Annotated in this window: 15 protein-coding genes; 4 read left to right on the top strand and 11 right to left on the bottom strand. The window is 58.0% G+C overall.

Going from position 1 to position 17170, the window contains the following annotated elements:
• Positions 1 to 8: 8 nt before the first annotated feature.
• From G482_RS0109915 to G482_RS0109965, 11 genes are all read right to left on the bottom strand, one after another.
• A complete protein-coding gene (locus G482_RS0109915) occupies positions 9 to 1115 on the bottom strand; it encodes a protein-glutamate methylesterase/protein-glutamine glutaminase (RefSeq protein WP_028449906.1) in 1107 nt (368 codons plus the stop codon).
• A gap of 20 nt (positions 1116 to 1135) precedes the next feature.
• On the bottom strand, positions 1136 to 1942 hold the full coding sequence (locus G482_RS0109920; RefSeq protein WP_028449907.1) for a CheR family methyltransferase: 807 nt from the start codon (positions 1940 to 1942) through the stop codon (positions 1136 to 1138).
• A gap of 15 nt (positions 1943 to 1957) precedes the next feature.
• The gene (locus tag G482_RS18095) at positions 1958 to 2530 is read right to left on the bottom strand and encodes a chemotaxis protein CheW (RefSeq protein WP_051258902.1); all 573 of its coding nucleotides are present in this window, start codon (positions 2528 to 2530) and stop codon (positions 1958 to 1960) included.
• A 12-nt stretch (positions 2531 to 2542) separates the two neighbouring features.
• A complete protein-coding gene (locus tag G482_RS0109930) occupies positions 2543 to 4192 on the bottom strand; it encodes a methyl-accepting chemotaxis protein (protein ID WP_028449908.1) in 1650 nt (549 codons plus the stop codon).
• An 81-nt stretch (positions 4193 to 4273) separates the two neighbouring features.
• Positions 4274 to 6430 carry a chemotaxis protein CheA gene (locus G482_RS0109935; RefSeq protein WP_028449909.1) on the bottom strand — a complete coding sequence of 719 codons (2157 nt, stop codon included), beginning with the start codon at positions 6428 to 6430 and terminating at the stop codon, positions 4274 to 4276.
• Positions 6423 to 6713 (bottom strand): STAS domain-containing protein, encoded by a 291-nt coding sequence (locus G482_RS0109940; protein ID WP_028449910.1) that lies wholly within the window; start codon positions 6711 to 6713, stop codon positions 6423 to 6425. The genes G482_RS0109935 and G482_RS0109940 overlap by 8 nt, the downstream gene beginning before the upstream one ends.
• A gap of 12 nt (positions 6714 to 6725) precedes the next feature.
• On the bottom strand, positions 6726 to 7094 hold the full coding sequence (locus tag G482_RS0109945; RefSeq protein ID WP_028449911.1) for a response regulator: 369 nt from the start codon (positions 7092 to 7094) through the stop codon (positions 6726 to 6728).
• Positions 7095 to 7103: 9 nt separating this feature from the next.
• Complete coding sequence (locus G482_RS20820; RefSeq protein ID WP_051258903.1) at positions 7104 to 8234, bottom strand: methyl-accepting chemotaxis protein; 1131 nt, start codon at positions 8232 to 8234, stop codon at positions 7104 to 7106.
• Between the two features lie 230 nt (positions 8235 to 8464).
• Positions 8465 to 8677, bottom strand: coding sequence for a hypothetical protein (locus G482_RS0109955; protein WP_028449912.1), 213 nt, complete (start codon positions 8675 to 8677; stop codon positions 8465 to 8467).
• Between the two features lie 133 nt (positions 8678 to 8810).
• Positions 8811 to 9242: a ribonuclease HI gene (gene rnhA, locus G482_RS0109960; protein ID WP_028449913.1), complete on the bottom strand. Its 432-nt coding sequence runs from the start codon at positions 9240 to 9242 to the stop codon at positions 8811 to 8813.
• Positions 9243 to 9410: 168 nt separating this feature from the next.
• Entirely contained in the window at positions 9411 to 10145 is a 735-nt protein-coding gene (locus G482_RS0109965) for a class I SAM-dependent methyltransferase (RefSeq protein ID WP_028449914.1), read from the bottom strand.
• Positions 10146 to 10169: 24 nt separating this feature from the next.
• Here G482_RS0109965 and gloB point away from each other — a divergent pair, with 24 nt between their 5' ends.
• The 4 genes from gloB (at position 10170) to G482_RS18115 (ending at position 17151) form a co-directional block, all read left to right on the top strand.
• Complete coding sequence (gene gloB / locus G482_RS0109970) at positions 10170 to 10916, top strand: hydroxyacylglutathione hydrolase (RefSeq protein WP_028449915.1); 747 nt, start codon at positions 10170 to 10172, stop codon at positions 10914 to 10916.
• Between the two features lie 121 nt (positions 10917 to 11037).
• On the top strand, positions 11038 to 12576 hold the full coding sequence (locus G482_RS18105; RefSeq protein ID WP_051258904.1) for a lytic transglycosylase: 1539 nt from the start codon (positions 11038 to 11040) through the stop codon (positions 12574 to 12576).
• 109 nt (positions 12577 to 12685) lie between these two features.
• Positions 12686 to 15520, top strand: a complete 2835-nt coding sequence (locus G482_RS18110; RefSeq protein ID WP_051258905.1) for a DUF2339 domain-containing protein — start codon at positions 12686 to 12688, stop codon at positions 15518 to 15520.
• Between the two features lie 98 nt (positions 15521 to 15618).
• On the top strand, positions 15619 to 17151 hold the full coding sequence (locus tag G482_RS18115) for a S41 family peptidase (protein WP_051258906.1): 1533 nt from the start codon (positions 15619 to 15621) through the stop codon (positions 17149 to 17151).
• Positions 17152 to 17170: the final 19 nt, after the last annotated feature.

Consider the following 17170-nt stretch of genomic DNA (forward strand, 5'->3'; position numbering starts at 1 on the left):
ACTAGCCCCTAACCGTAGCGGTAAATCGATTGCGCGATTTGCGCCAAAGGCATCACCTCAGCTGCGGCCTCCAGCTTAATGGCCTCTTTGGGCATGCCGAATACCACGCAGCTTTTTTCATCTTGCGCGATGGTGTGTGCGCCGGCTTCGCGCATTTCTTTCAGCCCTTTGGCGCCATCGTCGCCCATGCCGGTCATGATAATACCCAGCGCATTGCGCCCGGCCGATTTAGCGGCGGAGCGAAACAGCACATCCACCGAGGGGCGATGCCGGCTGACTGGCGGGCCATCAATCACTTCCACATGATAAAACGCGCCGCTGCGCTGAATGGCCAAATGCCGCCCCCCGGGGGCAATCAGCGCGCGGCCTGGCATAATCCGGTCGCCATTGCTGGCTTCTTTGACTTCAATTTGGCAAATTCCATCCAGCCGGCGGGCAAAGGCAGCGGTAAATTGTTCGGGCATATGCTGCACAATCGCAATGCCCGGGCTGGTTTTGGGTAACTGGGTCAGCACGAATTCCAAAGCCTGCGTGCCACCGGTGGAGGTGCCGATGGCCACTATCCGCTCGGTGGTGCGAAACACCTCATGCCCGGTGGGCGCGGCCAAAATCACATCGGCCGCCAGTTTTTCCCGAATCGTGGGCAAGGCCCCTTTGTCTGCCGTGGCGGTAGTAGGCCTCGTGGCTGGTGCTTCGGGCTGGCGCAAACGATTAACCCGCGCCACCGACGCCGCGCGCACCGCATCGATCAGCATTTTGCGGTTTTCTTCCAGAAAACCTTTGACCCCAGCCATGGGCTTGGCAATCACATCCACCGCGCCGGCCGCCAGTGCCTGCATACTGATATCGGCGCCTTTCTGGGTCAGCGATGAGCAGATCACAATCGGCGTGGGGCGGGTGGCCATAATGTGTTTTAAAAAGGTAATGCCGTCCATCTTGGGCATTTCCACATCCAGCACAATCACATCCGGCCAGCGATGCTGCAGTTTTTCCTGCGCCATGATCGGGTCATGGGCCACATCGATAATCTGGATATCCCCCGCGCTACTGAGTTGTTGCCCCAATACCTGCCGTACCACGGCAGAATCATCTACCAGCATTACTTTGATGGTCATGGCGCCCCCTGGCCCCTTGGCTACGCCCGCTTGCGATAAATGCCGGCCTGCACCAGATCTAATGGCAGCTGAAACCCGGTTAGGCTTTCCGAATGGCTCACCAGCAAATAACCGCCGGGGTACAAGGCATCGATGCAGCGAAGCAGAACTTTGTTTTTAGTCTCGATATCAAAATAGATCAGCACATTGCGCAAAAAAATCACATCAAAGTGACCTAGGTCGGGTAAAGATTCGTTTAAATTCACCAGCCGAAAATCCACCCGTTTGCGCAGCGCCGGCATGATGCGCAAGGTGTGTAACTGCGCCCCCTGCCCTTTTAAACAAAAATCACGCAGATAGGCCGGCGGAATCCCTTCGCAGCGGCTCATCGGGTAATGGCCTTGTTGCGCTTTGGCCAGCACCAGCTGGCTAATATCACTGCCCAGCAAATACCAAGTACCCTGCAAACCTAAAAAGTCGCTGAGCATCATGGCAATGCTCCAGACTTCTTCCCCGGATGACGATGCGGCGCTCCATACCCGCAAGGCGCGGCCTACCGCCTGCGGTGAAAGCAAATAATGCTTAAACCATTGAAAATGCTTGGGTTCACGAAAGAAATACGTTTCATGCGTGGTGAGTAAATCGAGCGCCAATTGGCGCTCGGCTTCCTCGCTGCTGGCGAGCAGCACACGAAAATAGGCTTCAAAGGTATCAATATTGCGCGCCTGCAGCCGCTTGATCAGCCGCTGATGCACCAGCGTTTTTTTTACCTCGGTGAGGTTCACGCCGGTGCGTTCGCGCAGCCATTGCTGGTAGCGCACAAAAGTAGCGTCGGTTAGCACAGGCATGGGCAGCAGGCTCGCTTAATGGCTCACATGCTCCTCGGCAGCGGACTCGGCCACGTCCAGCGCGGTTTCGTCCAGCATGGCCAACTGTGCCATTTCCTCAACCGACAAGGCGCGGCTTAAATCCAGCAGTACCACAAAGCGATTTTGCACCTTGGCCATGCCGGCAATGAAATCCGAACGGATGTGATTGCCAAACTGCGGAGCAGGCACAATATCGCCATCGGCAATCGCCAGCACTTCGTGCACCGCATCCACCAGCACCCCAAAATACTGTTGCTGATCATCGTGTTCAATCTCGATGATCACCACGCAAGTGCGGCGACGCACCGTGGTTTCCCCTTTGCCAAAGCGCAGCGACAAATCAATCACCGGCACCACCGCACCGCGCAGATTCATCACCCCGCGCACAAAATCCGGCATCATCGGCACTTGCGTCATTGGCATGTATTCGAGGATTTCCTTGATCGCCAGAATTCCGATCGCGAAAGTCTCGCCGCAAAGCTGAAAAGTCAGATACTGCGAGAGATCAAGGTGCGCTTCCTCCTGCTGGACGCGCTCCTTGCTGGTTTTTAAGGCTAAAGCTCCCATGACACACCTCGCTTAGAAACGGGTGAATTCGGCGTCATCCAGCTCGCCACCTGATTTGGCGCCATAGCTATGCGCTTTGCCACCGCCCTGCCCGCTGCTGGCTTTGCGGCCAGCTCCACCGCGGCGGCGCCCGCTATTGCCGCTCTCATCGAGCTTGAAGAAGGACACCAGCTCTTGCAGGTTTTCCGCCTGGCTGCTCAGCTCTTCCGCCGTTGAGGCCAGCTCTTCGCTCGAGGCCGAATTTTGCTGGGTGGTCAGATTACTTTGCTGCACTGAGGCATTCACTTGATTCACGCCGCTAGCTTGCTCGGCCGCGGCAGCGGCAATTTCCTGCACCAGATCTGCCGTTTTGGTGCTGGAGCTGACCATTTCTTCCAGCAATTCGCCGGCGCGCTCGGCCAGCTTCACACTGCTGCTGGCCACTTCACCAATATCCTGCGCGGCCACCTGGCTGCGCTCGGCCAGCTTGCGCACTTCTGCGGCCACCACCGCAAAGCCCTTACCCTGCTCACCGGCTCGCGCCGCTTCAATCGCGGCATTCAGGGCCAGCAGATTGGTCTGGTAGGCAATATCGTCAATGATGCTGATTTTTTCGGCGATCTGGCGCATTGCCGCCACGGTTTGCCGCACGGTATCGCCGCCATCGGTGGCTTCACGCGCCGCTTTGCTGGCAATGCCTTCGGTGATGCGGGCGTTTTCACTGGTTTGGCTAATCGATGAGGAGATTTCTTCCACCGAAGCCGAGGTTTCTTCGATGCTCGCGGCAGATTCGGCAGCGGTTTGCGCCAGCGATTGCGAGGTGGAGGTGAGCTGAATCGCGGCGGACGAAACATTATCAGCATTGGCCTTGATGTCACCCATCAGCGAGCGCAGCTTATCGATGGTATTCGAAATCGAGGCGGCCAAACTGGTGGTGTCGCCCGGGCGCAGCGTGATATTCACCAAAAGATTACCGGCGGCCACTTCGCGCATCACATCACCCACATAGTGCGGCTCGCCACCCAAGACGCGGTTGAAGCTGCGCACCAGGAAGAACACCACACCGCAGGCCACCAAGATCGCAATCGCAGCCACCACCAGCAATTGGAACAAAGCGGTTTCGTAGCTGTGCATCGCATGCTCGGATTCATCTTTATTCTGCTTCACTTCGAGCTCGGCCAGTTTTTGCACAACATCAATTAATTTAGCGTTGGCGGGTACGGCTTTGGCGAGCATGTATTCTTGCGCTTTTTCAGCCTCATTGTTGGCCCCCAGCCGCGCAACTTCGTCCGAGGCAGCCCTCGCTTCGGGGAGGGCGGATTCGATTTGCGCAGCCAAATTGCGCTCTTCTTCCGAGCTTGATTTGCCCATCAGCTCTTTAAATTTACTTTGCTGCGTTTCAAACCGCGTTTTAGCCACTTGATAAGCTGCGGCGGCCTTATCGATCAGATCTTTGTCGGACACAATCACCAGCGTCCGGGTCTGGACCCGAGTTTCCTGCAAGGCGGTCAGCATTTCGTAGGCGCTGAGCATCTTGGCGTTATTCACCTCGGTGATCATGCGGATGTTTTCATTGAGCTTGAGATAGCCGGCAATCGCCACCACCACCAGCAGTACCATCAGGGCCAAGACACCACCAAAACCAAGCAACAAGCGGGTTGCTACCGTCATTTGCTTATTCATTTTGCACTCTCCGTACTCAGGATGGGTATCTACCTCAACCCTAATGTTTATAATGCTTTCACACCTATACCCAACAAAAAATCAATGTAACTGCGCCCGGCCTTGTTCGGTTTGCCCGGCAAAATCGGCGACTTCTTTTTGCTTGGCAAACTCAATCAGCGCTGGCACATCCAGAATCAGCGCCACCTCACCCGAGCCTAAAATGGTTGAGCCGCTAATCGCCCGCAGATGGCTAAACAGCTGCCCCAGCGGTTTGATTACGGTTTGAAATTCGCCCAACAGGTTATCCACCAGCAGGCCGGCTTTGCTCTCGCCGTAATTGACCACCACCACGTTTTGCCGCTTGCCCGGTGGCTCGCCCAGCTCAAGAAACTCCGACAGATTAAGCACCGGCAGCACCTCGCCGCGTAGATTCAGATGCGAGTGCGTGCCGTCAGATTTCAGATCGTCCGGCACCTCGATGCACTCCACCACCACTTCCAGCGGAATGACGAAGGTTGATTTACCAATCTGCACCAAAAAGCCATCAATAATCGCCAGCGTGAGCGGCAGGCGGATGCGGAAATTGGTGCCCTCGCCCACAGCCGAGTCGATATCAATCGTGCCGCGCAGGGCTTCCAGGCCGCGCTTGACCACATCCATCCCCACCCCACGGCCAGAGATATTGCTGATCTGCTCGGCAGTGGAAAAACCGGGCTCGAAAATCAGTTTGTAGATTTCGTTATCGCTGAGCATGGCGTCGGCACTAATCAGCCCGTTGGCCACCGCTTTGGCGACGATTTTGTCTTTGCGCAGGCCGCCGCCATCGTCGGCCACTTCGATCACGATGCTGCCCGATTCGTGATAGGCATTGAGCCAAACATTGCCGGTGGCCGACTTGCCGGCCGCCAGCCGGGTTTCCACCGACTCGATGCCGTGATCAATGGCATTGCGCACAATATGCATCAGCGGATCGCCGAGTTTTTCGACCATGGATTTATCCAGCTCGGTTTCCGCGCCACTGATATGCAGCTCGATCGATTTACCCAGCTCCTTCGATACATCGCGCACCACGCGAGGAAAGCGGCTAAAAATCTCACCAATCTGCACCATGCGCATCGAGAGCGTGCCGGCACGGATCTGCTCAATCAGCGTGGCGATGGTGGCGGTGGATTCGATCTGGGCGCTTTGGCCCGAGCGGCGGGCGATGAGGTTGGCGGCGGCGCCGGCGATGACCAGCTCGCCAATCAGATTGATCAGATTATCCAGTTTGCTGGCTTCCACCTTGATAAAGCGGGTTTCGGTGGTTTTGGTTTCTTTGTGTTCGGTTTTGCGGGCCACCGCGCCACTGGCCTGTTTAGCCGCCTGAGCAAACTGTAGATTGCTCGCCAGAGGCGCCACCGCCTCAACAGCCGCCGCCTCGGTCACGACTTCGGCCTCGGCCTCGATAACTACCCCGAGCTGCTGCCAGGCCGCGGCCACCGCTTGCTGCTCGGCCTCATCCTGCCCCTGGGTGACGGTGGCCAGATAGCGACCCGCCGTCGCCAGCGGGAAAATGTGAATCTGGCTACTTTCCCGCACAAACTCGAACACATCATTGAGTTTGGCCAGCGGCATGGCGCTGTGATACACCAGCTCAAAGCGCAAATAACATTGCTCAGGATCGAACGCATCGCCGCCAGGGAGCTGGGTGCTAATGGTTTGCAAACCGCCCAGCTCGCCACTTTCGGCCAGATAGCGCACAAACGAGAGCGGATCCATACCATCGGCCAGCACTTCACGGCCAAAGCGCAAGGAAATCAGCCAGCTTTGCTCGGCCGCCGCTGGCGCTTCGGTGGCGCTGGCGGCCAGTGGGCTGATATCGCCGCTGGTTTGCTGCCGGAAATAAGCTTTGAGCTCATCAATCAGCGGTGGCGCGGCCATGCTGGCGAGCACATCGGGGTGATCCAGCTCTTGCAGCATGGCTTTTACGTGATCGTGGCAGCGTAGCAGCAAGGTATTGAGCTCATCATCAAAGCTAAGCTCTCCCGCGCGCAAGGCATCCAGAACGTTTTCGGCTTCGTGGGTAAAGCGCACAATCGCATCGAGGCCAAATAAGCCCGATGAGCCTTTGATGGTATGCATCGCGCGAAACATGGCATTGAGCTGTTCGCTATCGGGCTGCTGGCCCTGCACATCCATCAAAATGCTCTCCATTGCGGCGAGCAATTCGTGGGCTTCATCCAGAAACGCCGGCAAGGCGCTGTCGTATTCACTCATGGCCGGCTCCTTCGGACTGCAAAATTGCGCTTAAACCCAGCACCGCCAGCACTTCGGCCAGCACCGCCGAGGGCTCACCCATGGTGAGTGGCCGCCCCAGCCGTTTGGCCTCGGGCACCAGCCACAGCAAGATCTGCACCAGTGAAGAATCCACCTCGGTAACACCGGCGAGCTCCAGCTGCAGGGGCTCGTTGTGCTCATGCAGGGCTTGCCAGAGCTGGGTGTGGGTTTGCCGGGCCTGATAAATGGTTTGCTCACCGAGCAATTGAATGGTGTGTGTCATGCAGCACCCCGCTTAGGGCAAGACCAGCTTGGAAATCGCATCCAGCAGAATCGGCGGCTGAAATGGTTTTACCACCCAGGCCTTGGCGCCAGCGGCCTTGCCGGCGGCTTTTTTGGATTCGTCGGCTTCGGTGGTCAGCATAATCACCGGGGTGAATTTATAGGCTGGCATTTGCTTCACCTGCGTCACGAAGGCAATGCCATCCATATTCGGCATATTCACATCCGAAACGATCAGATTCACTTTTTGGCCGGTGAGCTTGCTGAGCGCATCTTTGCCATCGCACGCCTCGAGCACGTCATACCCTGCGCCCTTGAGGGCAATGCCGACCACGGTACGCAGACTGGCCGAGTCATCAACGATCATGATTAATTTAGACATTGCCGCTCCTCAGAAAAAATCGACTGAAGTTGTAGGGGTATTGCTCGCAGAGCCAGATCGGCCGTGGTGTAGCGCCTTTTGCTCTAGGGTGGTATAGGTGCGTTCCAGCTCGCTCAGCCACAGCTGGCGATCAGGAAGCTGCCATTGTTCCTGGGTGAGATCGGCGTCGTGCAAGGCTTGCTGCAGCTTATGGATATCGCCCACCACATGGCTTTGAATCTGCCCCACCCGATCTTGAAACTGCAGATTAACCAGTACTTCATCGACTTCGTGGCTGATCTGCCGGTTTTGGTGTTCCAGCTCTTGCAGGTTGTCGTTCAAAGCCTGGGTAGCGGCATGAAATTCGCCGATCACGCCCTGAATCACCTGCTCGGCCGACTGGATAATGCTTTGCTCTTCGCTTGAAAGCTCGCTGGTTAGGGTCAGGGTTTGGGCCATGGCCTGATTGATCAGATCGATTTTCTCGGTGATGTGTTTACCGGTGTCGCCAGACAGATTGGAGAGCTTGCGCACTTCATCGGCCACCACCGCAAAGCCCCGGCCCATTTCCCCGGCGCGGGCGGCTTCAATGGCCGCATTGAGCGCTAGCAAATTGGTTTGATTGGCAATCGCGCTGACCGAAGTCCCCATTTGCTTGAGTTCGGCGGTAAAACTAGCCAGCCCGCGAATCTCATCCAGCATGGTTTGCCGGCTTTCCACTGCGCGGTGCAGCGCTTCCAAAATCTGGCTAAGTTGCGTTTCCGAGCGGCTAATCATGCCGGGCAGATCGCTTTGGCTACCGCCACTGGTGAGCGCCAGCGCGGCATTGAGCTGCTGATTAATCCCGACAAAGCGGTTGGCCAGGTTGCCGATGGCTTGTTCAGTCTGCTCGCGGGCCACATCCAGATTACGCGCCCAGATCGGCAACACCCCCAGCAAGAGCTCGCGCGCCTGCTGGGCAAACTGACCTAACCGTGTGGTGGCATGATCGCTCTGAGGCTGCGCGTCTGAATTTGGTGTGGGGCTGGGGGCGCTGTGCCACGCAAGTGTGGCCGTTGCCGCTATGCACAATAATCCGGCCCACCAACTGGCATTGCCCAGCCATAACAGCAGCACTTGGACAATGAGAATAATGGCTGTGAGAGCGATCCTGGGTGGCATCTCGCTCCTCCCTGCGGGTTGGTTGTTTTCAACCACCGTTCTAGCAGAGCAGTTTTGCGCTTGCCGAGATGCAAATGGGAGCGATTCTTACGCAAAAAGGAAGACAAAAAGGGATAAAGTCGCTGTCAGCAAGGCTTTGCGCCATGCTGACAGTGCCGCGCAAGCCCTGCTTGGGCTCGGTTTAGGGGCTACTTTACTGCTCAGTAGCCGACAAACGGCAGGGCAATTACTTACAGAGTGTCGTCTTGGCGAGAATCGGCTAGGGCGTAGTAAAACTGCCCGTGCTGGATGGTGGCTTCCAGAAAGCGGCGCCCGTAGCCGACTTCACGCCCGGCTTGCCGGTCTAGCTCGCCCAGCGCCAACACCCAGTCGGCGCCATCGGGATATTCGGCGACCAGCAGGGTGAGTTCCAGCCAGTCTTCCAGCGAATTGGTGTATGCCATTTGCCGTGCCTCCGCTTAGCCGCCGGTGTTGCCGTGCAGCAATCAACCGCTGATTCAATTCGAGTATACGGGCAGGTGCGGGCCGAAAAATGAAGAATTGGTGACGGTGAAATGGCGGGGGCGTGGGCGGGGGCTAGCTTTGGATTTGCGCCACACCCTGATTGGCCAAGGCATCGGCCCGCTCATTGCCCGGATTGCCCGCATGCCCTTTCACCCAGCGCCACTGCACCGCATGCCGTGCCACTTGCTCATCCAGCGCGCGCCACAGGTCTTCGTTTTTAACCGGCTTTTTGTCTGCGGTTTTCCAGCCGTTGCGTTTCCAGCCGTGAATCCAGCTTTCAATGCCGTTTTTAACGTATTGCGAGTCGGTATGGATGGTGACTTCGCAATGGCGAGTGAGTGCGGCCAGCGCCGAGATCACCGCCAGCAGCTCCATCCGGTTGTTGGTGGTATGGGCTTCGCCGCCGCAGAGCTCTTTTTCATGCGCGCCATAGCGCAGATAAGCGCCCCAGCCGCCGGGGCCCGGGTTACCTTTGCAGGCGCCATCGGTATAAATTTCGACCATCACTGCGTCTCTTTGGCGTTGGCCTGTCGATTGGGAAGCGCCGTATTTTACGCGCCGCTGGCAGTTTTGGGCGAGTGGCTAGCGCCTGCCCCAAGTTCAGCCCATACACCCCTAATGTATAGCCCTGAAAATATTAAAATCCAAGGGCTACATCAACATACCCCGTCTTTATTTGCAGCGATCTTTCTCAGCTTGCAGCCGCATTTTCTCTACCACCGCGGCGGCATTGCGCGCGGGCACGTGCACGGTGCGCCATTCGGGCTCGATGATGGTCATGCCGCTCACGCGTTTCACTACATCCAGGCAATACACGCCGCCACCGGCCGGCCATAAACGATCGCCGGCACGCTCCAGAAAACGGCTTTTTTCCAACCAGCCCTTGCGTTGCAGCGGTGGGCGATAGCAAAGAAATTCACCACGCAGCAGTTGTAAATCCAGCAAGCGCAACCAGTCTTTCAGCCGCTGCGGCGCCAGAAACTGCCCTTGCCAGGCAACTTCATTGGCCTTGAGCCGGCGCAAGCCCCACAGGCTCCAGGGATTAAAGCCGGTGATCAATAGCCGCCCTTCCGGCATCAGCACGCGCTCGGCCTCGCGCAACACACTGTGCGGGTCGGCAGCAAAATCCAGCGTATGCGGCAGCACCAGCAAATCCAGTGATTGCGAGGCCAGCGGCAGGGCATCGGCCTGGCAGGCCAGCTGTGTGCCCGCGGCCGCGCCGGCGATCAGTCGCCATGGCATGCGATTGGCGCGCAGGCAATCCATTTGTGGTAATTCCAGTTGCACCGCCTTGTAGCCAAAGATATCCACCGTGGTACGATCAAACCAAGCGGCCTCGCTATCGCGCACATATTGCCCGAGCGGGGTGGCCAGCCAGGCGGCAAACTGCTCGACTGGTGTATTCATGCTGGAACCTGACTGGGCATACTCATGTTGACACTCACCGCGCTTCCCATCTTTAGCGACAATTACATTTGGCTACTGCACAACGAACAGGCGGTCATCGCCGTTGATCCGGGTGCGGCCGCGCCGCTGCAAGCCTGGCTGACGGCCCGCGGGGCTCAGCTCGCCGGCATTTTGATTACCCACCATCATCACGATCATACCGGCGGCTTGGCCGCACTGGCCAGCCCCGCGCTGCCGATCTACGGCCCGGCCGGTGTGGCTGAGGTCAATAGACCGCTGGTAGGGGGAGAGAGTTTCACCTTGCTGGAAACACCCATCGAAGTCATTGCCACCCCGGGGCACACGCTGGATCACCTGAGCTACCTTGTAGCCGACAGGCTGTTTTGCGGCGACACCTTGTTTTCAGCCGGCTGTGGGCGCTTGTTTGAAGGCACGCCAGCGCAAATGCTGGCCAGCCTGCAGCGTTTAGCCGCCCTGCCCGCGCCCACGCAGGTGTGCTGCACGCATGAATACACCGCCAGCAATCTGCGCTTTGCCCGCCATCTCGAGCCCGAAAATGCCGCCCTGGCCCAGCGCGAAGCCGAAGTGCTGGCCCTGCGTGCGGCGGGCAAGGCGAGCCTACCCAGCAACATGGGCCTTGAGCTTGCCACCAACCCGTTTTTGCGCTGTGGCGAAGCGCCAATTCAGGCCGCCGCCCAGCGCTTTAGCCCCGGGATCAGTGGCGAGCTGGCCACCTTTACTGCCCTGCGTGAATGGAAAAATCAGTTTTAGGCGTGAAACACGCTAAACAACTGATCATGCAACTTAATTTGCCGCCAATCTTGATTGACACGGCCAGAAAGCGCCGTTTACCATCGCAGGATTAGCAATATCTGAAACAGGATCCGGGCCCATGATGCGTCGCCTGTGCGCTGCCTGCCTGGCAGCCGCCTTTTCCCTGCCCGTGCTGGCCTTTGAATCTGGCAAACTCGATTACGAATTTCGCAGCGCAGCTCAGCTCCCTGCGGATACCCAAGCCACCGTTATCCAGCTATTTAATGATGCCAATCCATTAGTGCAACGCGATATCTGGGAACGTATACGCACCGGTTTTGCGATTCCCGATATTGATAGCCCGCTGGTCACCAAATGGGAAAACTATTACGCCAGCCGGCCTGATTATCTAAACCGGATTATCGAGCGCAGTAGCCGCTATCTGTATCACGTGGTGAATGAAGTCGAGCGCCGCAATATGCCGATGGAAATGGCGCTCTTGCCGATGATCGAATCGGCCTACAACCCCAAAGCCGAATCACCGGCCAAAGCCGCCGGCATGTGGCAATTTATCCCTGCCACCGGCAAGCGTTACGGCCTGGAGCGCACCTGGTGGTATGACGGCCGCCGCGATGTGGTTGCCGCCACCGATGCTGCCCTATCTTATTTGCAAGACATTCACGGCATGTTCGATGACTGGCAATTGGCGCTGGCTTCCTACAACTGGGGCGAAAATGCGGTAAAACGCGCAGTTGAACGCAATAGCGCCGCCGGCCTCTCTACCGCGTATATTGATTTGCGCATGCCGGACGAAACCCGCAATTACGTACCGAAACTGCTCGCGATTCGTAACATCATCGCCGATCCGGCAGCTTATGGCGTCGAACTGCGCAAGATCCCGAATCAGCCGTACTTTGTAACGCTGCAACCGGGCAAACACATGGATGTGTCGGTGGCGGCCAAGCTGGCAGGCATTAGCGTTGAAGAATTACTGCGCCTCAACCCTGGCTTTATCCGCCCGGTGATCGCGCACAAAGACGAGCGCAAACTGGTGTTGCCGCTGGAGAAAAAAGAGCAGTTCGAGCGCAACTTGGCGCAGTACGAGCAGCCACTGCTGAATTGGCAGCCCTATGTGACCAAACCGGGCGAAAACCTGAGCCAGCTGGCCAGCACCTTTGGCATTGATGTCGACGAGCTGCGCGACATTAACGACATTGGCAACCGCGATACCGTGGCCCGCGGGCAAACGATTTTGGTGCCGAAAGTCGCGGGGCTGGATGTGTCCGAGCGCCAGACTTTGGCCGCGCTGCACAAAAACCGTGAAGCCGATGCGATTGATACCGGCGAGAAAGATCAGCCCAAGCCGGTGCTAGCCGCCGCTAGCAAAGCGGAAAAAGGCGCGCGGGAGCACAAGGTGGCTAAAGGCGATACGCTGTTTAATATCGCCCGCCGCTATAACCTGAGCGTGGCGGAGCTCAAGGCGCTGAACGGTTTGAAATCCACACAAGTGGCGCTGGGCGACACCCTGCGCGTGGGTATTGCCCCACCCAAAGCCTATGTGGTGAAACGCGGCGATACGCTGGCCTCGATTGCCCGCAAGCTCAATGTCGATCTGGCCGAGCTGAAAAAGCAAAACCGCAAACCGCTCTCGCCCGGCATGACCGTGGTGATGAATTAAGCGTTTTTCCGCCGACCTACGCCGCTCTCTGAGCGGCGTTTTCATAGGTATTGCCCGCCAAGCAAGATCATAAAAGGCCTACAGCGCAATACCCTACATGGAGAGCAATATGTTGCGCTGGATATTTGCCTTGCTCGGGCTGGGCGCCGCTTGGCTGTATGATTTGGATCGCCTGTTCTGGTTGCTGCCGATTGCCGGCTTTCTGGTCGGGCGCTGGTTTGAGCAGCGTAGCGCCGCTCCCGCGGAGGACACCGCGCCAGATTTGCAGCAAGCAGACTTGCAGCAATTGGTGCAGCGGGTGTCGCGGCTAGAAGCCGAAGTGGCTCAGCTACGCGCGCGGCAGGCCCGCGCGACCACCTCGGTCCACCCCACCGCCACTGCAGATGCTCAAACTCGCAGCCAGCCGATGAGCGCCACGCCAGCCGCCGCGAATCCAGCCATCCCCGCACCAGTATTGCCGCATGGCATCAGCGCCAACACTACTCCGACCAGCCCCGGCGCAGACCGCGAACTGACGAGCACTGCGGCAGCAGCACGCAATACCGCCGCAGCACCGGCCGCCAGCGCAGCCAGTGCCGAGGCCTTGCTAGCGGCCACCCAGCACCCACGGCAACCTAGCGCGCCGCAGCCCGCTGAGGAAAATCCATTCTGGCGTCAGCTGCAAGGCTGGCTGCTGGGGGGCAATACCGTGGTGCGGCTGGGTATGTTGATTTTGTTTGTGGGTGTGGGCTTTTTGCTGAAATTTGCCGCTGATAATGCCCTGCTGCCGATTGAGGCGCGGCTGGCTGGCTTGGTGCTGGGCGCCAGCGTGTTGTTTGGTTTTGGCTGGCAGCTGCGCGAATCACGGCGGGCCTATGCGCTGATTTTGCAGGGCGGCGCGCTGGGTTTGCTGTATTTCACCCTCTATGGCGCGCTGCGGCTGTATCAGCTGCTCTCGCCCGAAGTGGCTTTTGCGCTACTGAGCTTGCTGGGTGTGGCGGCGGCCTTTCTCTCGGTGCGCCAAGATGCCAGCCCGCTGGCGGTGATGGGAATCTGTGGTGGCTTTCTGGCACCGATCCTCACCAGCACGGGCGGCGGGCAGATTCAGCTGCTGCTGGGCTATTACGCGCTACTGAATGCCGGGATTTTTGCGATTGCCTGGTTTAAAGCCTGGCGCGGACTGAATTTGCTGGGCTTTGGCTTTACCTTTGGCGTGCTGTCACTGTGGCTACTCAACGATTACCAGCCAACGCAATGGGCCAGTGTGCAGCCTTTTGTGGTGTTGTTTTGGTTGTTTTACACCGCGATTGCCGTGCTGCATGCCCTGCGCCAACCGGATGAGCCGCCCAGCAAAGTGGATGCCACGCTGGTGTTTGGCACGCCACTGATCACGCTCGCCCTACAGGCACGGCTGATGGACGGCGTGCAATACGGGCTGTGCTACAGCGCCATCATCGCGGCGCTACTGTATTTCGGGCTGGCCTATGGCTTGAAGCGCCAGCAGGGCAGTCCAACACTGCGCCTACTGGCACAAGCCGAGCTGGCACTGGGGGTATTGCTCGCCACGCTGGCGATCCCGCTGGCTTTCGGCCCGCTCACCACAGCGGCGGCTTGGGCCGTGGAAGGCGCGGGCGTGGTGTGGCTTAGCCTGCGGCAAGGGCGGCAAAGGCCGCTGCTCTTTGGCCTGGCCTTGCAATTTATCGCGGCACTGGCGCTCCTGGATGATCTGCGCCCAGCCGTGTATAGCAGCCAGTATTACCTCGCCCAGCTGCTACTGGCACTCAGCAGCCTATTTTGCGCCTGGCAATTGCAACAGCGCAGCCAGCACTGGGCGACGCAGGTTTCCCTGCTCTGGGGCGCGTGGCGGGCGATGCTGGGTTGGGTCATGTTGGGCTGGGGCCTGCTGTGGTGGGCGATTGCCCAGTTGGAAATGACCCGCGCCGAGCTGGTGGGCGACGCGATCATGAATGGCCGGATGCTGCTTTTGCTACTAACGGCGGGGCTGCTGCAATTGGGCTGGTTGCGCGGTCAATGGGGAGAGCTAGCCGCCCCACTGCGCGCCCTGCCCGCGCTGGTAGCCTTGTTGGCTCTCGCCCAACTCGATGTTACCCCGCATCTATTTCATTTCTGGGCCTGGGCCTTGTTGTTGCCGGGTAGCCTGCTACTGCTGTACTGGCAGGATGAAGCCGCCAGCACCCAGCCGCAGCAGCATTTAATCAGCGCACTGACTGGCTGGGGTATCTTCACCCATGAATTGGTGTATCTACTTCAGCAACACATACCTACCGAGGTATATCGAATCAGCCTCTTTGCCATCGCCTTGAGCGCTTTGCTGGCCGGTCAGCGGGCCTTGCGCTGGCCAGTGCAACAACATACTGACATTTATTTGCGCGCCGCCAGCTGGCCCGCCGTCACCCTGCTGATCGGCTGGGGCGGCTATAGCGCCCTCGCGGCCGGCGACAGCGGCTGGGCGTATCTGCCGATCATCAACCCGCTGGATCTGGCGCAAATCCTGACTGGCTTGGCCCTCTGCCATTGGTGGCGGGCGCAATCTACCGCGCTGCCGACTAGCACACCGTCAACCCAAGTGCTGGCGCTGGGTGTCTTGGGGGCAGGTAGTTTTGTTTGGCTCAACGCCATGCTGCTGCGTACGCTGCATCACTATCACGGCGTTGCTTATCAATACACGGCGCTGAAGCAATCGATGTTGGTGCAGATGAGCTTATCGCTCTTTTGGACCGTACTCGCCTTGCTGCTGATGCTGTTGGCCACCCGGCAACAGCTACGGGCGATGTGGCTGTGCGGCGCCGGTTTGCTGGCGGTGGTCATCGGCAAATTATTTTTGCTGGATTTATCGCACATCAGCGGGCTGGAACGGATCGCCTCGTTTATCGGGGTGGGCGTGTTACTGCTGCTCATCGGCTATGTCGCGCCATTACCGCCAGAGGACAAAACGCACGACTAGTGCGGCCAAGTGCATGCCCCAAGCATACAAACCTTGCGCTTTCACCAATCATACACTAAGCTTTTTCCCCAATAATTACAGCACATCAGGGGCAAGGTATGCAGGTGGGTCGGCAGGTATTAAATTGGAGTCTTTGTGTTATCAGCGCGGCCTTGCTGGCCGCTTGTGGCGGCGGTGGTCTTGATGACTCGCGCCTGCTCAAACCCGACCCGCTCAATCCGGGCGGCGGTAGTGGTGGCGGCAGCACCCCAGCCCCCGGCTCTGCGCAAGTCTGCGCGCCCAACAACCCCTACCGCACCGATGTGGCCAATCACACCGTGGGTTCGCTCAGCAATGAGAAAAACTGGGTGGCGCAATACATGCTGGATGCTTACCTCTGGTACAAAGACATCCCGGCGGTCAATGCCGGTGACGCGGCCTATAGCAATGAAAATGCCGTCTATAGCTCGCTCGATGCTTATTTCGAAGCCTTGAAAACCCCGCTCAAAACCGCCAGCGGCGCCAAGAAAGATAAATTCAGCTTCACATACCCAACCAAGAAATGGGATGAGCTATTCGCCAGCGGCGCGAGCTTTAGCTACGGTGCGGAATGGAAATTCAGCAGCGTAAATAGCACCACCCAGAAAGTCCAAATCGCCTATGTTGAGCCGGGCTCGCCCGCGGCAGCGGCGGGGCTCATGCGCGGAGACACGCTGGTTTCGGTCGACGGGGTATCGGCAACCGACAAAGCAGTGAACACCCAGCTAGAAGCATTGCTGTATCCAACTGTGGCGAGCAAACATACCTTCACCTACACCCGCAATGGCAATCCGGCCCAAAATGCGGATGTCACACCGGGCAAAGTCACCAGCTCGCCAGTGCTGTATAAATCCACCTTCACCGATGGCAGCGATAAAGTCGGCTATCTGGTGTTCAACGATCATATTGCCACGGCTGAAAAGCAGCTAATCGACACCATCACCGATTTCAAAGCTCAGAATGTCAACACCCTGATTCTGGATGTGCGCTACAACGGCGGCGGCTATCTGTATATCGCCAGTGAATTGGCCTATATGATTGCCGGCGCGACCACCAGCAGCAACAAAGTGTTTGAAAAGCTGCAATACAACGACAAACGCCCCACCGATACCGCCAATGGCGTGACACCGTTCTATAGCGAATCGTGCATTTTGGTGAATGGCAATTGCACCAAAACGGCCGCCTTGCCGACGCTGAATCTGAATAAGGTGTATGTGATTACCAGCGGCTCTACTTGCTCGGCCAGTGAAGCCATTATCAATGGCCTGCGCGGGATTGATGTCACCGTGGAAGTTATCGGCGGCACTACTTGCGGCAAACCGTATGGCTTCATTGGCAAATCCAATTGCGGGATTTCGTATTTCCCGATGGAATTCCAAGGAGTCAATCACAAGGGCGACGGCGTCAATCCGGATGGTATCACGCCAACCTGCAGCGCCAGCGACGATCTCACCAAAGCATTGGGCGATCAAACCGAGGGCATGCTTAAAGCGGCGCTGTATCGCAAAAATAACCCAAGTAGTTGCCTACCTAGCAGTGCAGCGCTGGGGCTTGGCAATAGTGAGCTGCGCCGCAGCATCATTCGTGAGAACAAATACTGGATTCAACGCTAACCCCGTCTACCAGCAAAAA

The sequence above is a fragment of the Chitinibacter tainanensis DSM 15459 genome (assembly GCF_000429785.1).
In the GTDB taxonomy this organism is placed as follows: domain Bacteria; phylum Pseudomonadota; class Gammaproteobacteria; order Burkholderiales; family Chitinibacteraceae; genus Chitinibacter; species Chitinibacter tainanensis.